Source organism: Mycolicibacterium duvalii, from assembly GCF_010726645.1.
GTDB lineage: Bacteria > Actinomycetota > Actinomycetes > Mycobacteriales > Mycobacteriaceae > Mycobacterium > Mycobacterium duvalii.
Genome location: NZ_AP022563.1, coordinates 1,315,133 through 1,328,769 on the forward strand (window position 1 = coordinate 1,315,133; position 13,637 = coordinate 1,328,769).

Sequence of the window (13,637 nt, forward strand, 5' to 3'; positions counted from 1 at the left end):
CCGGCCATTGTGCCGCCGCGGCGTGGTCCTTACAGCGTGATCTTGCAGGTCTGACCGATATCGAGGGTGCGCAACATGCGGCCCATCCCCACCCACATCGCGCAGGAGATGGCCAGGTCGGTCAGCAGTTCGTCGTCGAAATGCGCTGCGGCACGGCGCCAGAAGTCCTCATCGTCGCGCAGCGCGGTGTGATCGGTGGCAAACCGGTGGGCGAACTCCATCGCGATGCGTTCGGCATCGCTGTACCCCGGCCACGTGCGCCATTGCGTCGCGTAGTCGTAGAACTCCTCGGTGAGGCCGTTGTCCTCGCCCGCGGAATCGCGGGTGTTCTGGCACACCACGCACTCGTTGGCGTGGGCGATGACGATCCGAGCCGCCTCGCGGACCCGCATCGGCAACCTGTTCTTGGTGTAGACGGCGGTGCTGAACTGGGCCATCGCGGCGCCCAGGTCGGGCGACTTCTGTGCGAAGCCGGTCACGTCATCGTCGGCGAAATCCCCGATTCGGCTCATGAGCTCCGATATTACGTGGGGGTCTGCATATCGCGGGGAAGTCAGCGAGTGGCCACCGCGAGTGGGGCCCGGTCCTCTTCCCAGTCCCGCTGCACCAGCAGCCGCTGCGCGATCTTCTCCAGCGCGGCTTCGACCTCGGCGCGGTCCGGACGGCCTTCGAATGCCGGTGAACTCTCCAGCTTGGCCACGATGCGGCTGACCAGTGCCGCGGAGGTGACGTCGACCTGACGTGCCCCCGACTGGGTCAGCCACAGCTGGTCACCGGTGCGCAGCGCATGTCCGGACTCGACGAGGCGATCGAAGGTCGGGGCCAGCACCTCCGGCGGCACCCGCAGCCGCTCGGCCATCTCGGTCAGCCGCGCCGAGCCGAACACCTGGCTCTGGCGGTAGATCTGGATCAACGCCCACAGCAGCGCCACATCGGACTCGCACCCGCGGGTGCCCGCGATGCTGCGCAGGCGGATGTCCGGGGACTGCCGGATGAGCCGCGCCACCGCGGTCTCCAGCATCTCCTCGGGGGTATCGGACGACGGCATCGCGAAGCCCTCGCCCATGTCCAGCGCAGCGCCGGTCTCGAGCTCTTGCAGCGGAACCTGTTTGAGGGTCAGCGCGACGAAGAACCCGATGACCGCGACCGGAGCCGCCCACAGGAACACCAAGCCCAGTGAGTCGGCGTAGGCGGTCACGACCGGTGCCGCAACCGCGTCGGGCAGGCGGTGCAACACCTGGGGGGACTCCGCCGCCTCGGGCGGTGCGCCACCGGCGGCCAGCGCGGGACCGATGCGGGCCTGCAGGAAGTTCGCGAACAACGACCCGAAGATGGCGGCGCCGAACGAGCTTCCGATGGTGCGGAAGAACGTCACCCCGGAGGTGGCCACGCCGAGGTCGGAGAACTTGGCGGTGCTCTGCACGATGAGAATCAGCACCTGCATGCACATCCCGATTCCGGTGCCGAGGATGAACAGATACGCGCTCTGCTGCAGCATCGGGGTCGTCTCGTCCATCCGGGACAACAGCACGAACCCCACCACCATCACCGCGGTCCCCACCACCGGGAAGATCTTGTAGCGTCCGGTGCGGCTGACCAGCACGCCACTGCCCATCGAGGTGAGCAGCAGCCCACCGACCATCGGCAGCGTGCGCAGGCCCGATTCGGTCGCCGAGACCCCGTCGACGAACTGCATGAAGGTGGGCAGGAACGTCAGCGCGCCGAGCATCGCGAAGCCGACGATGAACGACAACATGCAGCAGACCGTGAACACCGGGCTGGCGAAGAGCCGGATCGGCAGCACCGGTTCGGTCGCGCGCAGCTCGGCCCACACGAAGAACGCCAAAGCGATCGCCGAGCCGATGAACAGGCCGATGATCGTCGGCGACGACCAGGCGAACGTACTGCCGCCCCAGCTGGTGGCCAGTGTCAGACCTGCAGCGCCGAGCCCGATCAGCACGATGCCGGCGTAGTCGATGACCGGCTTGCCGCGACTGCTCAGCGCCGGGATCGTGCCCAGCGCGACGGCCAGCACCACGATGCCGATCGGCACGTTGATCCAGAACGCCCACCGCCAGCTCAGGTGATCGGTGAAGTAGCCGCCCAGCAGCGGCCCGACCACCGTGGTGACGCCGAACACCGCACCCAATGCACCCTGGTAGCGTCCGCGGTCGCGCAACGGGATCACCTCGCCGATGACGGCGGCCGCGGTGACCATCAATGCGCCGCCCCCGATGCCCTGCAGCGCGCGCGAGGCCACCAGCATCTCCATCGACGACGAGATGCCGCACAGCACCGACCCGGCCAGGAAGAACAGGATGGCCGAGGCGAAGATCGCCTTGCGGCCGAACAGATCCCCGAGCTTGCCGACGATCGCGGAGACGATCGTCGAGGCCAGCAGATAGCTGGTGACCACCCAGGACTGGTGCCCGGCCCCGCCCAGGTCGGCGACGACGGTGGGCAGTGCCGTTGCGACGATCGTCTGATCCAGCGCGGCCAGCAGCATGCCCAGCGCCACCGCGCCGAAGATGATGTTGCGACGGTGCGGGCTCACCGGGGTGGGTGCGGCCGGCTCGACCTCGGAGTCGGGTACAGCAGACGCCGTCATACCTGCCTTCCTGGTCGAGCGTGGACTTCACACACCTCATCGTTAGATGAGCTATTGAAGTTACGCTGCTCCGGCAGGTTTCATTCCCGCGGGCGCGGGACCCGAACCCCTACTTCGGGGGACGCGCGACGCACTGGGCCATGTACAGCTCGTCGCCGAGCTTGCCCATCAACTCGAGCTGGGTCTCGAGATAGTCGATGTGCAACTCCTCGTCGGCGAGGATCTTCTCGAACAGCGTCGCCGTGGTCGCATCGCCCTTCTCCCGGCACATCAGGATGCCCGGCTTCAGCCGCCCGACCACCTCGTACTCGATGGCCAGGTCGGCCTCGAACTGCTCACGCAGCGTCTGTCCCACGCGCAGAGAGAACAGCCGCTGGTAATTGGGGAGGCCGTCGAGGAGCAGGATGCGATCGGTGATCTCCTCCGCGTGAACCATTTCTTCGAATGACTCTTTGCGGGTGTGTTCAGCCAATTCGGTGAATCCCCAGTTCTCCTGCATTTTCGAATGCAGGAAATACTGATTGATCGCCGTCAATTCGCTGGTCAATTGCTCGTTGAGCAATTTCAGAACCTCTGGATCGCCTTGCATGATCGCTCCTCAGGGCGTGGTGGGCTGATCGCGTGCGCTATCTACACGGGCTGTGTGCGAGCACGTCCAATCTAGTCGAAAAAGCCGACGGCGTCGTGCCCATTGTCGGTGTTGCACGCGTGTTTTCGTGCGTCAATGGATCATCGACGGGTGTCTCGGGAGCAGATTCCGGGCAGACGCTGGACTGGCTAGGCTAAGTAAGGTTAGACTCCGCTTACCTTTTCGGCGGCGAAGACAGGCAAGGATTACCAATGGGTGAGTACGATCTGCACTCATTTATTCTCGCCTGCGATTTCCGCGTCGACGATGTCGGACGCATGTGGAAATGGCTGACCAAGCACCGGGACGAACTCGATGAATTCGGCGCCCACCACGTCGTGCTCTATGAATCGATCTGGGAGCCGCGGCGCGTTCTGGTGACAATAGGCGTCCGGAACGCGAGATCCATTCGTGAGGTGCTGAAATCGCCGGCGATTTTCACCTGGTTCGACATCGCCGGCGCCGACGATATTCCGCCGATCTTCGGCGGCGAGGTGGTCGAGAAGATCGACCTGGACGGGCCGTCCTCGCAGCGCCACGTAGGCCGCGTGGTGGTCGGCGTGATGTCGTCGGTGGACGACGTGTCCGCGCTGATGGTCAAGGTCCACGACGGGCTCGACCGGTTCAAGAGCGGCGGTGTGCGCAAGATCTGGGTCTACCGCGCCCTCGATGACGGGCACGAAGTGCTGATCCTGCAGGAGATCGAGGACGAAGCCAAGGCGCGGCAGTGGATCGAGCACCCCGACGCGGCGGCGGAGTGGATGGCCAACGCCGGAATGGGGGCCTACCCCACCCGGTTCGTCGGCCGGTTCGCCCAGCTGTTGAGTGTCGGCGAGTCGGGTTAGTGGGGGCCGATGTTCGTCTGTCTGTGTACCGGCACCACCAGCCACACCGTCACCGAGGTGGTCGCCAACGGTGCGCGCACCTCCAAGCAGATCGCCGAGGCGTGCGGCGCAGGTGGCGACTGCGGTCGGTGCCGGCGCACCCTGCGGGCCATCATCGAGGCCCACTTCGCCGAGTGCGCGCCCAACCGCGTCAGCAGTTAGGCCGATCCCCTGCCGGTGAACTCCGCCAGCGCCGCGGCGTTGGCGGCTCCGCCCAGCAGTTCGGCGAACGCCGCGTTCTCGCAGTCGGTCGCGGCGCTGATGCCGGGCCGAAACGGTGCGACGATCGCCTTCTTGACCGCAACCAGGCTTGGGATCGACTGCGCAGCAAGGATTTCCGCGTGGCGGCGGGCTTCGGGCAGGAGGTCGTCGGGCTCGCACACCTTCCAGGCCAGGCCCATCCGGTGCGCCTCCTCGGCGTCGACCCACTCCGACGACAACAGCATCCAGGCCGCGTTCTGCCGGCCGATCAACTGCGGCAGCAGATACGACGACGCCGCCTCCGGTGCCACCCCGAGGCTGGTGAACGGACACTTGAGCCGCGCCGTGGCCGACATGAACACCAGGTCGGCATAACCCAGCAGCGTGGTGCCGATACCCAGACCCACCCCGTTGACCGCACAGATCAGCGGTTTGGACAGGTCGGTCAAGGCGTCGATCATCTTGGTGAAGTGACTGCCGGCGCTGGTCAGCGACCCGTCGGCGATGCCCGCCGCCATCTCCTTGAGGTCGTTGCCCGCGCTGAACGCCCGGCCTGCACCGGTGAGCAGGACGACCGCGACATCGGGGTCGGAGTCCGCGTCGGCCAGCGCGGTGGCCGTCGCGAGATAGAGCTCCTGGTTGAACGCGTTGAGTGCGTCGGGCCGGTTCAGGACCAGGGTGCGGACTCGGTTGTCGTCACTGATCTGCAGAGTCACGACTGAACTGTAGCCGCGGGGCGAAACGGGTCGCGCAGCACGTACCGGCTCGTCGGGACCGTGTCGACGTTGCGGTCGGCGCCGAAGGCGGCGGTGCTGGCCAGCATCCGCGCCATCCGGTCTTGCAGGTCCTCGTCGTCCGCGGCACCGAAGAACGCATGCAGATCGGTGGTCGCCGCCAACGGGAACAGTTCTTCGACGATCGCCGAGACGGCGGGCGCGCCGGCGGACAGCGGACGCACCACGGTGTTCTGGACGTACCCGAACGTCGCCTGCGTCTCGATCGCCACCGGCGTGTGGTCTTCATGCCAGCGCGCCAACCACGTCTCCTCGGCCATCTCGGGGGGCCGGCGCAGCAACGCCACGTTCGCCAGCCCCGGAGTGCGCTGCCCCGGCTCGGTGACCGGCGGCGCCAGCGGTACCGACTCGGTCACCAGATAGGCGGCGACCTCGTCACAGATATCACCCAGAAGTGCTGTGGCCGTGTGTATCTGCGGTCCGTAATACTGGTCGGTCCAGATGCCGACCACGGCGATGACGGGCGGGTCCAGCGTCGTCAGCGTCATCAGCGAGTCGGCGACTGCCGCGTCGCGCACGTTGACGGTCAGGCCCGGTACACCGGTGCCCGACAATCGCGGTGCCACGTCGGTGCGCAACCGCTCGCACCACGCCTCGTCGGGAGGCGCGCCACGCAGGGTGACGATGACTTTCTCCATCCCGGGAACATAGCGGGCCAGAATGGACGGGTGGACATGGGCCGCGCGCTACGTCCGGTGATCCCGGATCCGGTGTTGTTGCGCTGCCTGCTCGGCGTCGCCGCGGTCACCGTGCCCGCCGCGATCTGGGGCCCGCCCGGGTCGGCCTACGCGGCCGGCGGTGCTGCCGCGGTCGCCGCGGCGGCCGCGCTGCGCGACAGCCCGCGCAACAGGATCCCGCTGGTCGCCGGTATCTCGCTGATGCTGGGCGGTGCGGTCCTGGTCGGCGCGCTCACCTCGGCGTACCCGGTGCTCTTCATCGTCGTCGTCGCACTCTGGTGCTTCGGCGCGGCCATGCCGTGGGCGCTGGGCACCAACGCGGGTCTGATCACCACCGCGTCGGCGGCGCTTTTGGCCAGCGCTGCGCCCGTGCCCCCGACCTGGTCGACGACGCTGGGCGCCGCCGCGCTGGCGGTGCTCGGCGGGCTGGTGCAGGCCGGGCTGGTCGCGGCGTTCCCGCCCCGGCGCTGGCGCACGCAGCGCGACGCGCTCACCGCCGCGTATCGGTCGCTGGCCGACGACGCCCGGGCCTACTCGATGTCGGGCGGGCCCGTCGACCGTGACGACACCGCGTTGATCGCGTTGCGCTCGGCGTTCTGCGACCTCGACGGTCAGACCACTCGCAGGCCGGCGCAGTACCGCAGCTGGTATGCCCTGCCCGAACGTATCTCGGCCACCCTGCGTGATGCCGCGGAGAGCACGTCGACCGGCGAGGTGCTCGATGCCGCGGCCGACACGCTGGGCGCGGTCGCCGACAGCGGACGCGGCGCGGGCGCCCAGGCGGACGCGGCCATCCAGCGCCTGGACGGTGCGGTCGAGCAGGTCGACGGTCCGGCGGCGACGGTCGCGCAGCGGCTGGCGGTGCAGTGCCACGAGGCGGTCGCGATCCGGCTGGGCGACTTCGTGCCGTCGGCCCCCGACATCGTGCGGTTGCGTCGCCCCGAGTTGCGCACCTCGCTGCGCTCGGGGCTCGATTTGATGCGCGAGCACATCCGGTGGCGCTCCCCGGTGTTGCGGCATGCGCTGCGGTTGTCCGGGGCCGTCGCGGTCGCGGTCGCCCTCGAGCGGTTCGCCGACCCCGTGCACAACCCGTGGCCGGCGCTGGCGGTGCTGATGGTGTTGCGGCCGGAGACGGCGCACACCTACACCCGGTGTGCCGGCCGCCTGGCGGCCAGCGTGGCGGCGCTGGCCGTCGGGTCCGCGTTGCTGCTGACGCTGCACCCGCCCGCGGCGGCAAGCGCGGTGATCGCGGTGCTGCTGGTCGGCGTCGCGTTCGCGGGGGCCCAGTACGGCTACCTCGCGGTGACGGCCGCGGTGGCGGGCGCCGCGGTGTTCCTGCTCGCCGGTGCCGGCGTCGGCACCGAGGCCTCGCTCGGCGACCAGCTTCTCGGCGCACTCGTCGGGGGCGCGCTGGCGGTGCTGGCTCACGTGGTGCTGCCCGACGACGAGCTGACCCGGCTGGAACAGCGGGCCGGCGAGCTGTTGAAAACCGAGATCGACTACGTCGCCACGGTGATCCGGGCCTACCTGCACGTGCTGCCCAACTCCTCGGAGACGTTGGCGTCGGCGTGGCAGCGGGCGTTCCGGGCGCGCGCGGCGTTCGAGGCCGCTTCCGGTGCGGCGCGCCTGGACTCGCCCGAGCTGCGGAACTGGCTGCGCGCCTACCGGACCGCGCTGAACGGGATCACCGCATCGTGCTCGACGCTGGAGACCAACATGCCGCCCGCTCCCCCGGCCACCCAGAGCGACTTCGCAGTGGCCGTCGAGGCCTATCTGGAGTCGTTGAGCGGTGACCCGCCGACCCCCGACACGCCGTGGGTGATCGACACCGCGGAGCTCACCGCCGCGGATCGCCGGCTTCGCGACGCGGCTCCGCGGCACGGTCTGGACAAGGGGTCGGCGCGGGTGCTGGCCGCCGAGGTCCGGGCGATCACCCGCAACCTGACCACCATCGCCGTCACTGCCGGGCCCACCGCGGCTCGATGAAGACCGCCTCGGCTTCGACGGTCGGGCCGTGCTCGTCGGCGAGGTGGCCGACGGCGTAGGTCTTGACCCCGTCGGTTCGGGAGATGCGCGCTTCGGCGTGCAGCCGGCCCAGCGGGGTGAGGCGCAGGTAACGCACCGTCAGCGTCCCGGTGAGCCGGTGCACCCCGGGAGCGCTGGCGGCGTCGCCGAGTACGTGGTCGAGGAGCTCCGCCGAGACTCCGCCGTGCACGTGGCCCGGAGGCCCCTCGAACGCGGCGCCCAGCACGAAGTCGCTGCGCACCGATCCGTCCGCCAGGCGGCGGATCACCAGCGGCGGGGCGGACGGGTTGCGCACGCCGATCACCGCGTTGCCCCAGGGCATCGAGTCGCCGTCGGCGCTGAATTGGATACCGAACGACGTCTCCCGCTGCGCGCGGCGCAGGCGTTGCGTCGCGGCGTCGATCTGCGCTGTGGCCGCCGCGACCTCGTCGGGCCCCACTTCGGTCCGGATGGTGGCGTCGATGAGCTCGCGCACCGACTGGGTCAGCGGTTCGTAACACGCCCGCAGGCGTGCCACATCGTCGGCGCCGAGACCCTCGACGCGGGTGTAGTCCAGCACCCCATGAGGTTATGCAGCCCTGCCGGTGCGCCATGGAGGCGCGTCACTCCGGGGCGCCGCATGTGCGCAAGATTACGACCAACTTCGTAGACAACTGTCTACGAAGTTTCCTAGCCTGGCTCGGTGCCCCTTCGTCACCGCAGCGTCGACCCCCGCGCCGAGCGCGTGCGTGCCCAGCTGTACCGCGCCGCGCTCGTGCTTGTGCACGAACGGCCGGTCGACGAGATCACCGTCGGCGACCTGGTGACCCGCGCGGAGGTCAGCAGGCAGGTCTTCTATCGACACTTCCGCGACCGTGACGACGCCGTCGCCACGGCTCTGGGCCGGGCGTTCGCCGAGGCCGTCGCCGACGCCGACGAGGCTGCCGATGCCCGGCGACGCATCCGCGTGCTGTTCGACTTCGTTGCCGACCATCGCGCCGTGTACCGAAACGTGGTGCCCAGCAGCGTGTTCGCGCGGGTCGTGACGGACTTCCGGGCCGCGCTGCAACCCGCCTGCGAACAGATCGCCGCGGAGGGGATGGCCGTTCTCGCCCCCATCGCCCCGCTGCCGGTGGATTCGGTCACGCGGTTTCTGATCGGCGGCTTCACCGAGGTGCTGCGTTCGTCGATGGAGGATCCCGCCGCCACAGACGTGCGGGCCCGGGTCGACGCCGCGCTGCGCACCGTCGACGTGCTGCTGGGCATTGCTCCCACTCCGGAAAGGACCCCCGACCATGGGTAGACACCGCACTGCCGACCTGCCACCCCACCGTGACCGCGCCGCGGTCCGCACCACGGTGCTGGCCCTGACCGCGCTCGCCGTCTTCGTCGTCGCGATGGTGGCCAGCTATTCCGGGGCGTTCGCCAAACCCGTGCTGCATCACATGACGGTGGCCGTCGCGGCGCCCCCGGAACTCGTCGACGGACTGCGCGCCCGAGAAGCGCTGTCGATCTCCGAGGTCGACGGCGCGGGTGCGGCGCGCCAGCAGGTGCTCGAACGCCGCACCGACACCGCCTTCGCCGTCAGTCCGGACGGGCACCTGGTCGTCTACGTCGCAGGCGGCGGTGGCCACAGCGTGGCCGCGGCGGCAGAAGCGGTGGGACGCGCGGCGGCCGAGCGCGCGGGCATGCCCGTCGTCGTCGACGACGTCGCACCGACCTCGGCCGGCGACCCGTCGGGCACCGTCGAGTTCTACGCCGTCATCTTCGCCTCGATCGGCGCGTCGCTGGGCGCCGCGCTGCTGGGACGCACGATGGGGGCAGTCACCACGCCCACCACCCTGCTCTTGCGGACCTTGTCGTTGTCGGGCTTCTCCGCGGTGCTCGCCGGCGCGGTGACGGTGTACGTCGGCCCCGTCCTCGACGCGCTGACGGCCCACCCGTGGCAGGTCTTCGCCGTCCTATGGCTGTACTCGATGGCCGTGGGCGGGGCGGTGAGTGGAGTCGCGGCCGCATTCGGCACGGCGGCATCGGTCGCGCTCGGTGTGTTCCTGGTGGTCGTGGGCAACGCCGCGGCGGCCGGTCCGGTCGGCCGTCCGCTGCTGTCCGGGTTCTATTCCACCTTGTCCTCGGTGGTCCCCCAGGGCTCGGGCGTCTCGCTGTTGCGGAGTGTGTCCTACTTCGGCGGCCACGGCGCGGGCACGCCGTTGCTCACGCTGGCGGCGTGGGCGAGCGCGGGCGCACTGCTGGCGGTTCTGGCGACGGTGGGGCGGCGGTGGCGTTTCGTAGACTTCGTGGCGTGGCGGTGACCGGACGGGACCTCGGCTATCTGCGCCGGTGTGTGGAGCTGGCGAGCGAGGCGCTGTGCCACGGCGACGAACCGTTCGGTTCGCTGCTCGTCGACGCCGACGGCGCTGTGCGCTTCGAAGACCACAACCACGTCCGCGGTGGGGACGCCACCCGGCACCCCGAGCTGGCCATCGCCCGCTGGGCGGTCGAGCACCTCGACGCCGGGCAGCGGGCTGCGAGCACCGTCTACACGTCCGGTGAGCACTGCCCGATGTGCGCAGCGGCGCACGCCTGGGTCGGGCTGGGCCGGGTGGTCTATGCCGCGTCGTCGGCGCAGCTGACGCAGTGGCTGCACGAGTGGGGCGCACCGCCGCCGCCGGTGGCGGCGCTGCCGATCACCGCCGTCGCGCCCGGGGTCCGGGTCGACGGGCCGGTGCCGGAGCTGACCGAACAGATGCGCGCTCTCTACGAGAAGGCGTTCCGGCCATGACCGAACCGGGCTGGGTCCACCATGTGCTGTGGTGGCAGGTCTATCCGCTGGGGTTCGTCGGCGCCCATCCCGCCGAGCCGGCCCCCACCGCCGCGGAGCACCGGTTGCGGCGCCTGGCCGACTGGCTGGACTACGCAGTCGAGCTCGGAGCGTCCGGGCTGGCGCTGGGACCGGTGTTCGCATCGCGCACCCACGGGTACGACACCACCGACCACTACCGCATCGATCCCCGGCTCGGGGACGACGACGACTTCGACCATCTGGTCGGCGAAGCGCACCGGCGCGGGATGCGCGTCCTGCTCGACGGCGTGTTCAACCACGTCGGCACCGACTTCGCGCGCTTCCGCGAGGCCCGCTCCGGTGGCGACCCGTCCTGGTTCCGGTTGCGCGGCAACGTCTTCGACACTTTCGAAGGTCACGACGGGCTGATCGCGCTGAACCACGACAACGCCGAGGTAGCCGACTACACCGTCGAGGTGATGCGGCACTGGTTGGGTCGGGGTGCCGACGGCTGGCGACTGGATGCCGCCTACGCCGTCCCGGACAGCTTCTGGGCGCGGGTGCTGCCACAGGTACGCCAGGCGTTCCCGGACGCGTGGATCGTCGGTGAGGTGATCCACGGCGACTATTCGGCGACCGTGCACGCCGCCGGCTTCGACTCGGTCACCCAGTATGAACTCTGGAAAGCCGTGTGGAGCAGTCTCAACGACGCCAACCTGCACGAACTGGACTGGGCGCTCAAGCGGCACAACGAATTTCTGGACAGCTTCGTGCCCATGACATTCATCGGCAACCACGACGTCACCCGGATCGCCAGCCAGCTGACCCATCCCGAGCACGTCGAGCACGCGTTGGTGGTGCTGCTGACCACCGGCGGAACGCCGAGTATCTACGCCGGCGACGAGGTCGCCTACCGCGGTGTCAAGGAGGAGCGCGTCGGCGGTGACGACGCGGTGCGGCCCGAATTCGGTTCCCCCCATGAGGGCGTCGGGGAACACGGCAGCCAGGTGTTCCGGTCCCACCAGCACCTGATCGGGCTGCGCCGTCGCCACCCGTGGCTGCACACGGCGCGTACCAGCCCGTTGCAGGTGACCAACCGGGGTTACGTCTACGCCAGCCGAGAAGGTGCGGACACTCTCCTGGTCGCGCTCAACGTCGACGACGACGCCATGGCGGTGTCGTTGCCCGCGTTGGGTTTTCCGCGCGCTCAGATCGTCGCCGGCTCCGGGGCGCCGCCGTCGGACATCGTCACCGAGGTCGCGGTCGCGCCGCACGGCTGGATGATCCTCGAGCCTCGCTAGTTGTCGGCGGTCAGCATCTCCACGGTCGCCGCATCCTCCTGCCCGTCGTAGAACGCGTCGAGCACGGCGCGGCACACCGCGGGCCCGCCGACCCGGGCGAACAACGTCATCGACGACCGCACCTTGAGATCGTCAGGGTGACCGAGGATTTCGCGTGCGGTCCGGTCGGTGTGGGTGAGCAGCGCACGGGCGCACTCGTCGAGGCGCCCGTGCAGGACGGGGTGGCCCAGGTAGGCCCGGGCCTCGGCCGGTGACGTGATGCCGAACCGGTGCGCGGTCGGACTGTGGCCGAGGCCGCGCAGCTGCGGGAACACGAACCAGATCCAGTGAGTGCGTTTGCGGCCGGCGCGCAGCTCGGCGAGCACCGTCTCATACACCCGGTCCTGGGCGTCGACGAAGCGTGCGAGGTCGAACGGGTCATCGGTCATGGCTCCTCGAGCATGGCAGGTGTCCGCGCCGAGTCGCAATCGTTAGCCAACCGCGACATCGAAACCCTGTGTCACAGCGGCCGATGCGGCGTCGCAGCGTGTTCCATGACGACTGCAGAGCGACGGCACCCGTGCGGCGCATGCGTGAGTTTTTGACCAGAAAGGTGGGTTGGTTGCCGTTATGAAGTGGAAAGAGAAGTTGCGCGGTTCCGCGAAGACCGCACTGCGCCGAGCGGCCGCGGCCGCGGTGGCGACCGTGGCGCTGCCCGGGCTGATCGGCATGGCCGGTGGCTCGGCGACCGCGGGTGCGTTCTCCCGGCCGGGTCTTCCCGTCGAGTACCTCGACGTGTTCTCGCCGTCGATGAACCGGGACATCCGTATTCAGTTCCAGGGCGGCGGACCCAAGGCGGTCTACCTGCTCGACGGTCTGCGCGCGCAGGACGACTACAACGGCTGGGACATCAACACCCCCGCCTTCGAGTGGTTCTACCAGTCCGGGCTGTCGACGATCATGCCGGTCGGCGGCCAGTCCAGCTTCTACAGCGACTGGTACCAGCCCTCCCGCGGCAACGGGCAGAACTACACCTACAAGTGGGAGACGTTCCTGACCCAGGAGCTGCCGGCCTGGCTGGAAGCCAACCGCGGTGTCTCCCGCACCGGCAACGCCGTCGTCGGCCTGTCGATGGCCGGCAGCGCGTCGCTGACCTACGCCATCTACCACCCGCAGCAATTCGTCTACGCCGCGTCGCTGTCGGGCTTCCTGAACCCGTCGGAGGGCTGGTGGCCGATGCTGATCGGGCTGGCCATGAACGACGCCGGCGGGTTCAACGCCGAGAGCATGTGGGGACCGTCGAGCGACCCGGCGTGGAAGCGCAACGACCCGATGGTCAACATCAACCAGCTGGTCGCCAACAACACCCGGATCTGGATCTACTGCGGCACCGGCACCCCGTCCGAGCTCGACGCGGGAATGGCGGGACAGAACCTGATGGCCGCGCAGTTCCTCGAGGGTTTCACCCTGCGGACCAACATCAGCTTCCGGGACAACTACATCGCCGCCGGGGGCACCAACGGTGTCTTCAACTTCCCGGCGCAGGGCACCCACAACTGGGCCTACTGGGGACAGCAGCTGCAGCAGATGAAGCCCGACATCCAACGCGTGCTGGGCGCGCAGGCCTCGGCCTGACGGAAGTGATTGCGCAGGCCTCGGCCTGACGGCCCCGAAACCCAGGGAGCCTGCCGTTTCCCCCGGACGGCAGGCTCCCTGCTTTCGTGTCGCCGCCCGGCGACGGGAACAAACCGGACTGGATCAAGGTTGAGCGCATCAGGTTCA

At 69.2% G+C, this 13,637-nt stretch carries 15 protein-coding genes; 8 read left to right on the forward strand and 7 right to left on the reverse strand.

Annotation, left to right across the window (positions count from 1 at the left end):
- Window positions 1–29: 29 nt before the first annotated feature.
- From G6N31_RS06115 to bfr, 3 genes are all read right to left on the reverse strand, one after another.
- Window positions 30–512, reverse strand: coding sequence for a carboxymuconolactone decarboxylase family protein (locus G6N31_RS06115; RefSeq protein WP_098005364.1), 483 nt, complete (start codon window positions 510–512; stop codon window positions 30–32).
- A gap of 41 nt (window positions 513–553) precedes the next feature.
- Complete coding sequence (locus G6N31_RS06120) at window positions 554–2,608, reverse strand: MDR family MFS transporter (protein WP_098005362.1); 2,055 nt, start codon at window positions 2,606–2,608, stop codon at window positions 554–556.
- A 109-nt stretch (window positions 2,609–2,717) separates the two neighbouring features.
- Window positions 2,718–3,197: a bacterioferritin gene (bfr, locus tag G6N31_RS06125; protein ID WP_098005360.1), complete on the reverse strand. Its 480-nt coding sequence runs from the start codon at window positions 3,195–3,197 to the stop codon at window positions 2,718–2,720.
- A gap of 251 nt (window positions 3,198–3,448) precedes the next feature.
- Between bfr and G6N31_RS06130 the strand changes: the two genes are divergently transcribed.
- Both G6N31_RS06130 and G6N31_RS06135 read left to right on the forward strand, forming a co-directional pair.
- Entirely contained in the window at window positions 3,449–4,081 is a 633-nt protein-coding gene (locus G6N31_RS06130) for a fatty-acid--CoA ligase (protein WP_098005358.1), read from the forward strand.
- 9 nt (window positions 4,082–4,090) lie between these two features.
- Complete coding sequence (locus tag G6N31_RS06135) at window positions 4,091–4,282, forward strand: (2Fe-2S)-binding protein (RefSeq protein WP_098005356.1); 192 nt, start codon at window positions 4,091–4,093, stop codon at window positions 4,280–4,282.
- Here the strand turns inward: G6N31_RS06135 and G6N31_RS06140 are convergent.
- Window positions 4,279–5,037 carry an enoyl-CoA hydratase/isomerase family protein gene (locus G6N31_RS06140; RefSeq protein ID WP_098005354.1) on the reverse strand — a complete coding sequence of 253 codons (759 nt, stop codon included), beginning with the start codon at window positions 5,035–5,037 and terminating at the stop codon, window positions 4,279–4,281. The two genes, G6N31_RS06135 and G6N31_RS06140, sit on opposite strands and share 4 nt — an antisense overlap.
- Window positions 5,034–5,753: an EthD domain-containing protein gene (locus G6N31_RS06145; protein WP_098005352.1), complete on the reverse strand. Its 720-nt coding sequence runs from the start codon at window positions 5,751–5,753 to the stop codon at window positions 5,034–5,036. Before G6N31_RS06145 ends, G6N31_RS06140 begins: the two co-directional genes overlap by 4 nt.
- 36 nt (window positions 5,754–5,789) lie before the next feature.
- Between G6N31_RS06145 and G6N31_RS06150 the strand changes: the two genes are divergently transcribed.
- A complete protein-coding gene (locus G6N31_RS06150) occupies window positions 5,790–7,778 on the forward strand; it encodes an FUSC family protein (RefSeq protein WP_098005415.1) in 1,989 nt (662 codons plus the stop codon).
- Here G6N31_RS06150 and G6N31_RS06155 read toward each other — a convergent pair.
- A complete protein-coding gene (locus G6N31_RS06155; RefSeq protein ID WP_098005350.1) occupies window positions 7,750–8,376 on the reverse strand; it encodes a PaaI family thioesterase in 627 nt (208 codons plus the stop codon). The two genes, G6N31_RS06150 and G6N31_RS06155, sit on opposite strands and share 29 nt — an antisense overlap.
- Before the next feature lie 123 nt (window positions 8,377–8,499).
- Between G6N31_RS06155 and G6N31_RS06160 the strand changes: the two genes are divergently transcribed.
- Genes G6N31_RS06160 through G6N31_RS06175 form a run of 4 tightly spaced genes read left to right on the forward strand, consistent with a single transcriptional unit; the run spans window position 8,500 to window position 11,876 of the window.
- Window positions 8,500–9,099 carry a TetR/AcrR family transcriptional regulator gene (locus tag G6N31_RS06160; protein ID WP_098005349.1) on the forward strand — a complete coding sequence of 200 codons (600 nt, stop codon included), beginning with the start codon at window positions 8,500–8,502 and terminating at the stop codon, window positions 9,097–9,099.
- A complete protein-coding gene (locus G6N31_RS06165; RefSeq protein ID WP_098005347.1) occupies window positions 9,092–10,105 on the forward strand; it encodes a hypothetical protein in 1,014 nt (337 codons plus the stop codon). The genes G6N31_RS06160 and G6N31_RS06165 overlap by 8 nt, the downstream gene beginning before the upstream one ends.
- On the forward strand, window positions 10,096–10,575 hold the full coding sequence (locus G6N31_RS06170; RefSeq protein ID WP_098005345.1) for a nucleoside deaminase: 480 nt from the start codon (window positions 10,096–10,098) through the stop codon (window positions 10,573–10,575). The genes G6N31_RS06165 and G6N31_RS06170 overlap by 10 nt, the downstream gene beginning before the upstream one ends.
- Entirely contained in the window at window positions 10,572–11,876 is a 1,305-nt protein-coding gene (locus tag G6N31_RS06175) for an alpha-amylase family protein (RefSeq protein ID WP_098005343.1), read from the forward strand. The genes G6N31_RS06170 and G6N31_RS06175 overlap by 4 nt, the downstream gene beginning before the upstream one ends.
- Here G6N31_RS06175 and G6N31_RS06180 read toward each other — a convergent pair.
- Complete coding sequence (locus G6N31_RS06180; RefSeq protein ID WP_098005341.1) at window positions 11,873–12,304, reverse strand: DUF1810 domain-containing protein; 432 nt, start codon at window positions 12,302–12,304, stop codon at window positions 11,873–11,875. The two genes, G6N31_RS06175 and G6N31_RS06180, sit on opposite strands and share 4 nt — an antisense overlap.
- A gap of 181 nt (window positions 12,305–12,485) precedes the next feature.
- Between G6N31_RS06180 and G6N31_RS06185 the strand changes: the two genes are divergently transcribed.
- Window positions 12,486–13,490, forward strand: a complete 1,005-nt coding sequence (locus tag G6N31_RS06185; protein ID WP_163722064.1) for an esterase family protein — start codon at window positions 12,486–12,488, stop codon at window positions 13,488–13,490.
- Window positions 13,491–13,637 lie beyond the last annotated feature (147 nt).

What these genes read in the sequence shown, in the direction of transcription:
- G6N31_RS06115 (WP_098005364.1), bottom strand. Translation starts at nt 512, where the DNA reads ATGAGCCGAATCGGGGATTTCGCCGACGATGACGTGACCGGCTTCGCA.
- G6N31_RS06120 (WP_098005362.1), bottom strand. Translation starts at nt 2,608, where the DNA reads ATGACGGCGTCTGCTGTACCCGACTCCGAGGTCGAGCCGGCCGCACCC.
- bfr (WP_098005360.1), bottom strand. Translation starts at nt 3,197, where the DNA reads ATGCAAGGCGATCCAGAGGTTCTGAAATTGCTCAACGAGCAATTGACC.
- G6N31_RS06130 (WP_098005358.1), top strand. Translation starts at nt 3,449, where the DNA reads ATGGGTGAGTACGATCTGCACTCATTTATTCTCGCCTGCGATTTCCGC.
- G6N31_RS06135 (WP_098005356.1), top strand. Translation starts at nt 4,091, where the DNA reads ATGTTCGTCTGTCTGTGTACCGGCACCACCAGCCACACCGTCACCGAG.
- G6N31_RS06145 (WP_098005352.1), bottom strand. Translation starts at nt 5,753, where the DNA reads ATGGAGAAAGTCATCGTCACCCTGCGTGGCGCGCCTCCCGACGAGGCG.
- G6N31_RS06150 (WP_098005415.1), top strand. Translation starts at nt 5,790, where the DNA reads ATGGGCCGCGCGCTACGTCCGGTGATCCCGGATCCGGTGTTGTTGCGC.
- G6N31_RS06165 (WP_098005347.1), top strand. Translation starts at nt 9,092, where the DNA reads ATGGGTAGACACCGCACTGCCGACCTGCCACCCCACCGTGACCGCGCC.
- G6N31_RS06175 (WP_098005343.1), top strand. Translation starts at nt 10,572, where the DNA reads ATGACCGAACCGGGCTGGGTCCACCATGTGCTGTGGTGGCAGGTCTAT.
- G6N31_RS06180 (WP_098005341.1), bottom strand. Translation starts at nt 12,304, where the DNA reads ATGACCGATGACCCGTTCGACCTCGCACGCTTCGTCGACGCCCAGGAC.
- G6N31_RS06185 (WP_163722064.1), top strand. Translation starts at nt 12,486, where the DNA reads ATGAAGTGGAAAGAGAAGTTGCGCGGTTCCGCGAAGACCGCACTGCGC.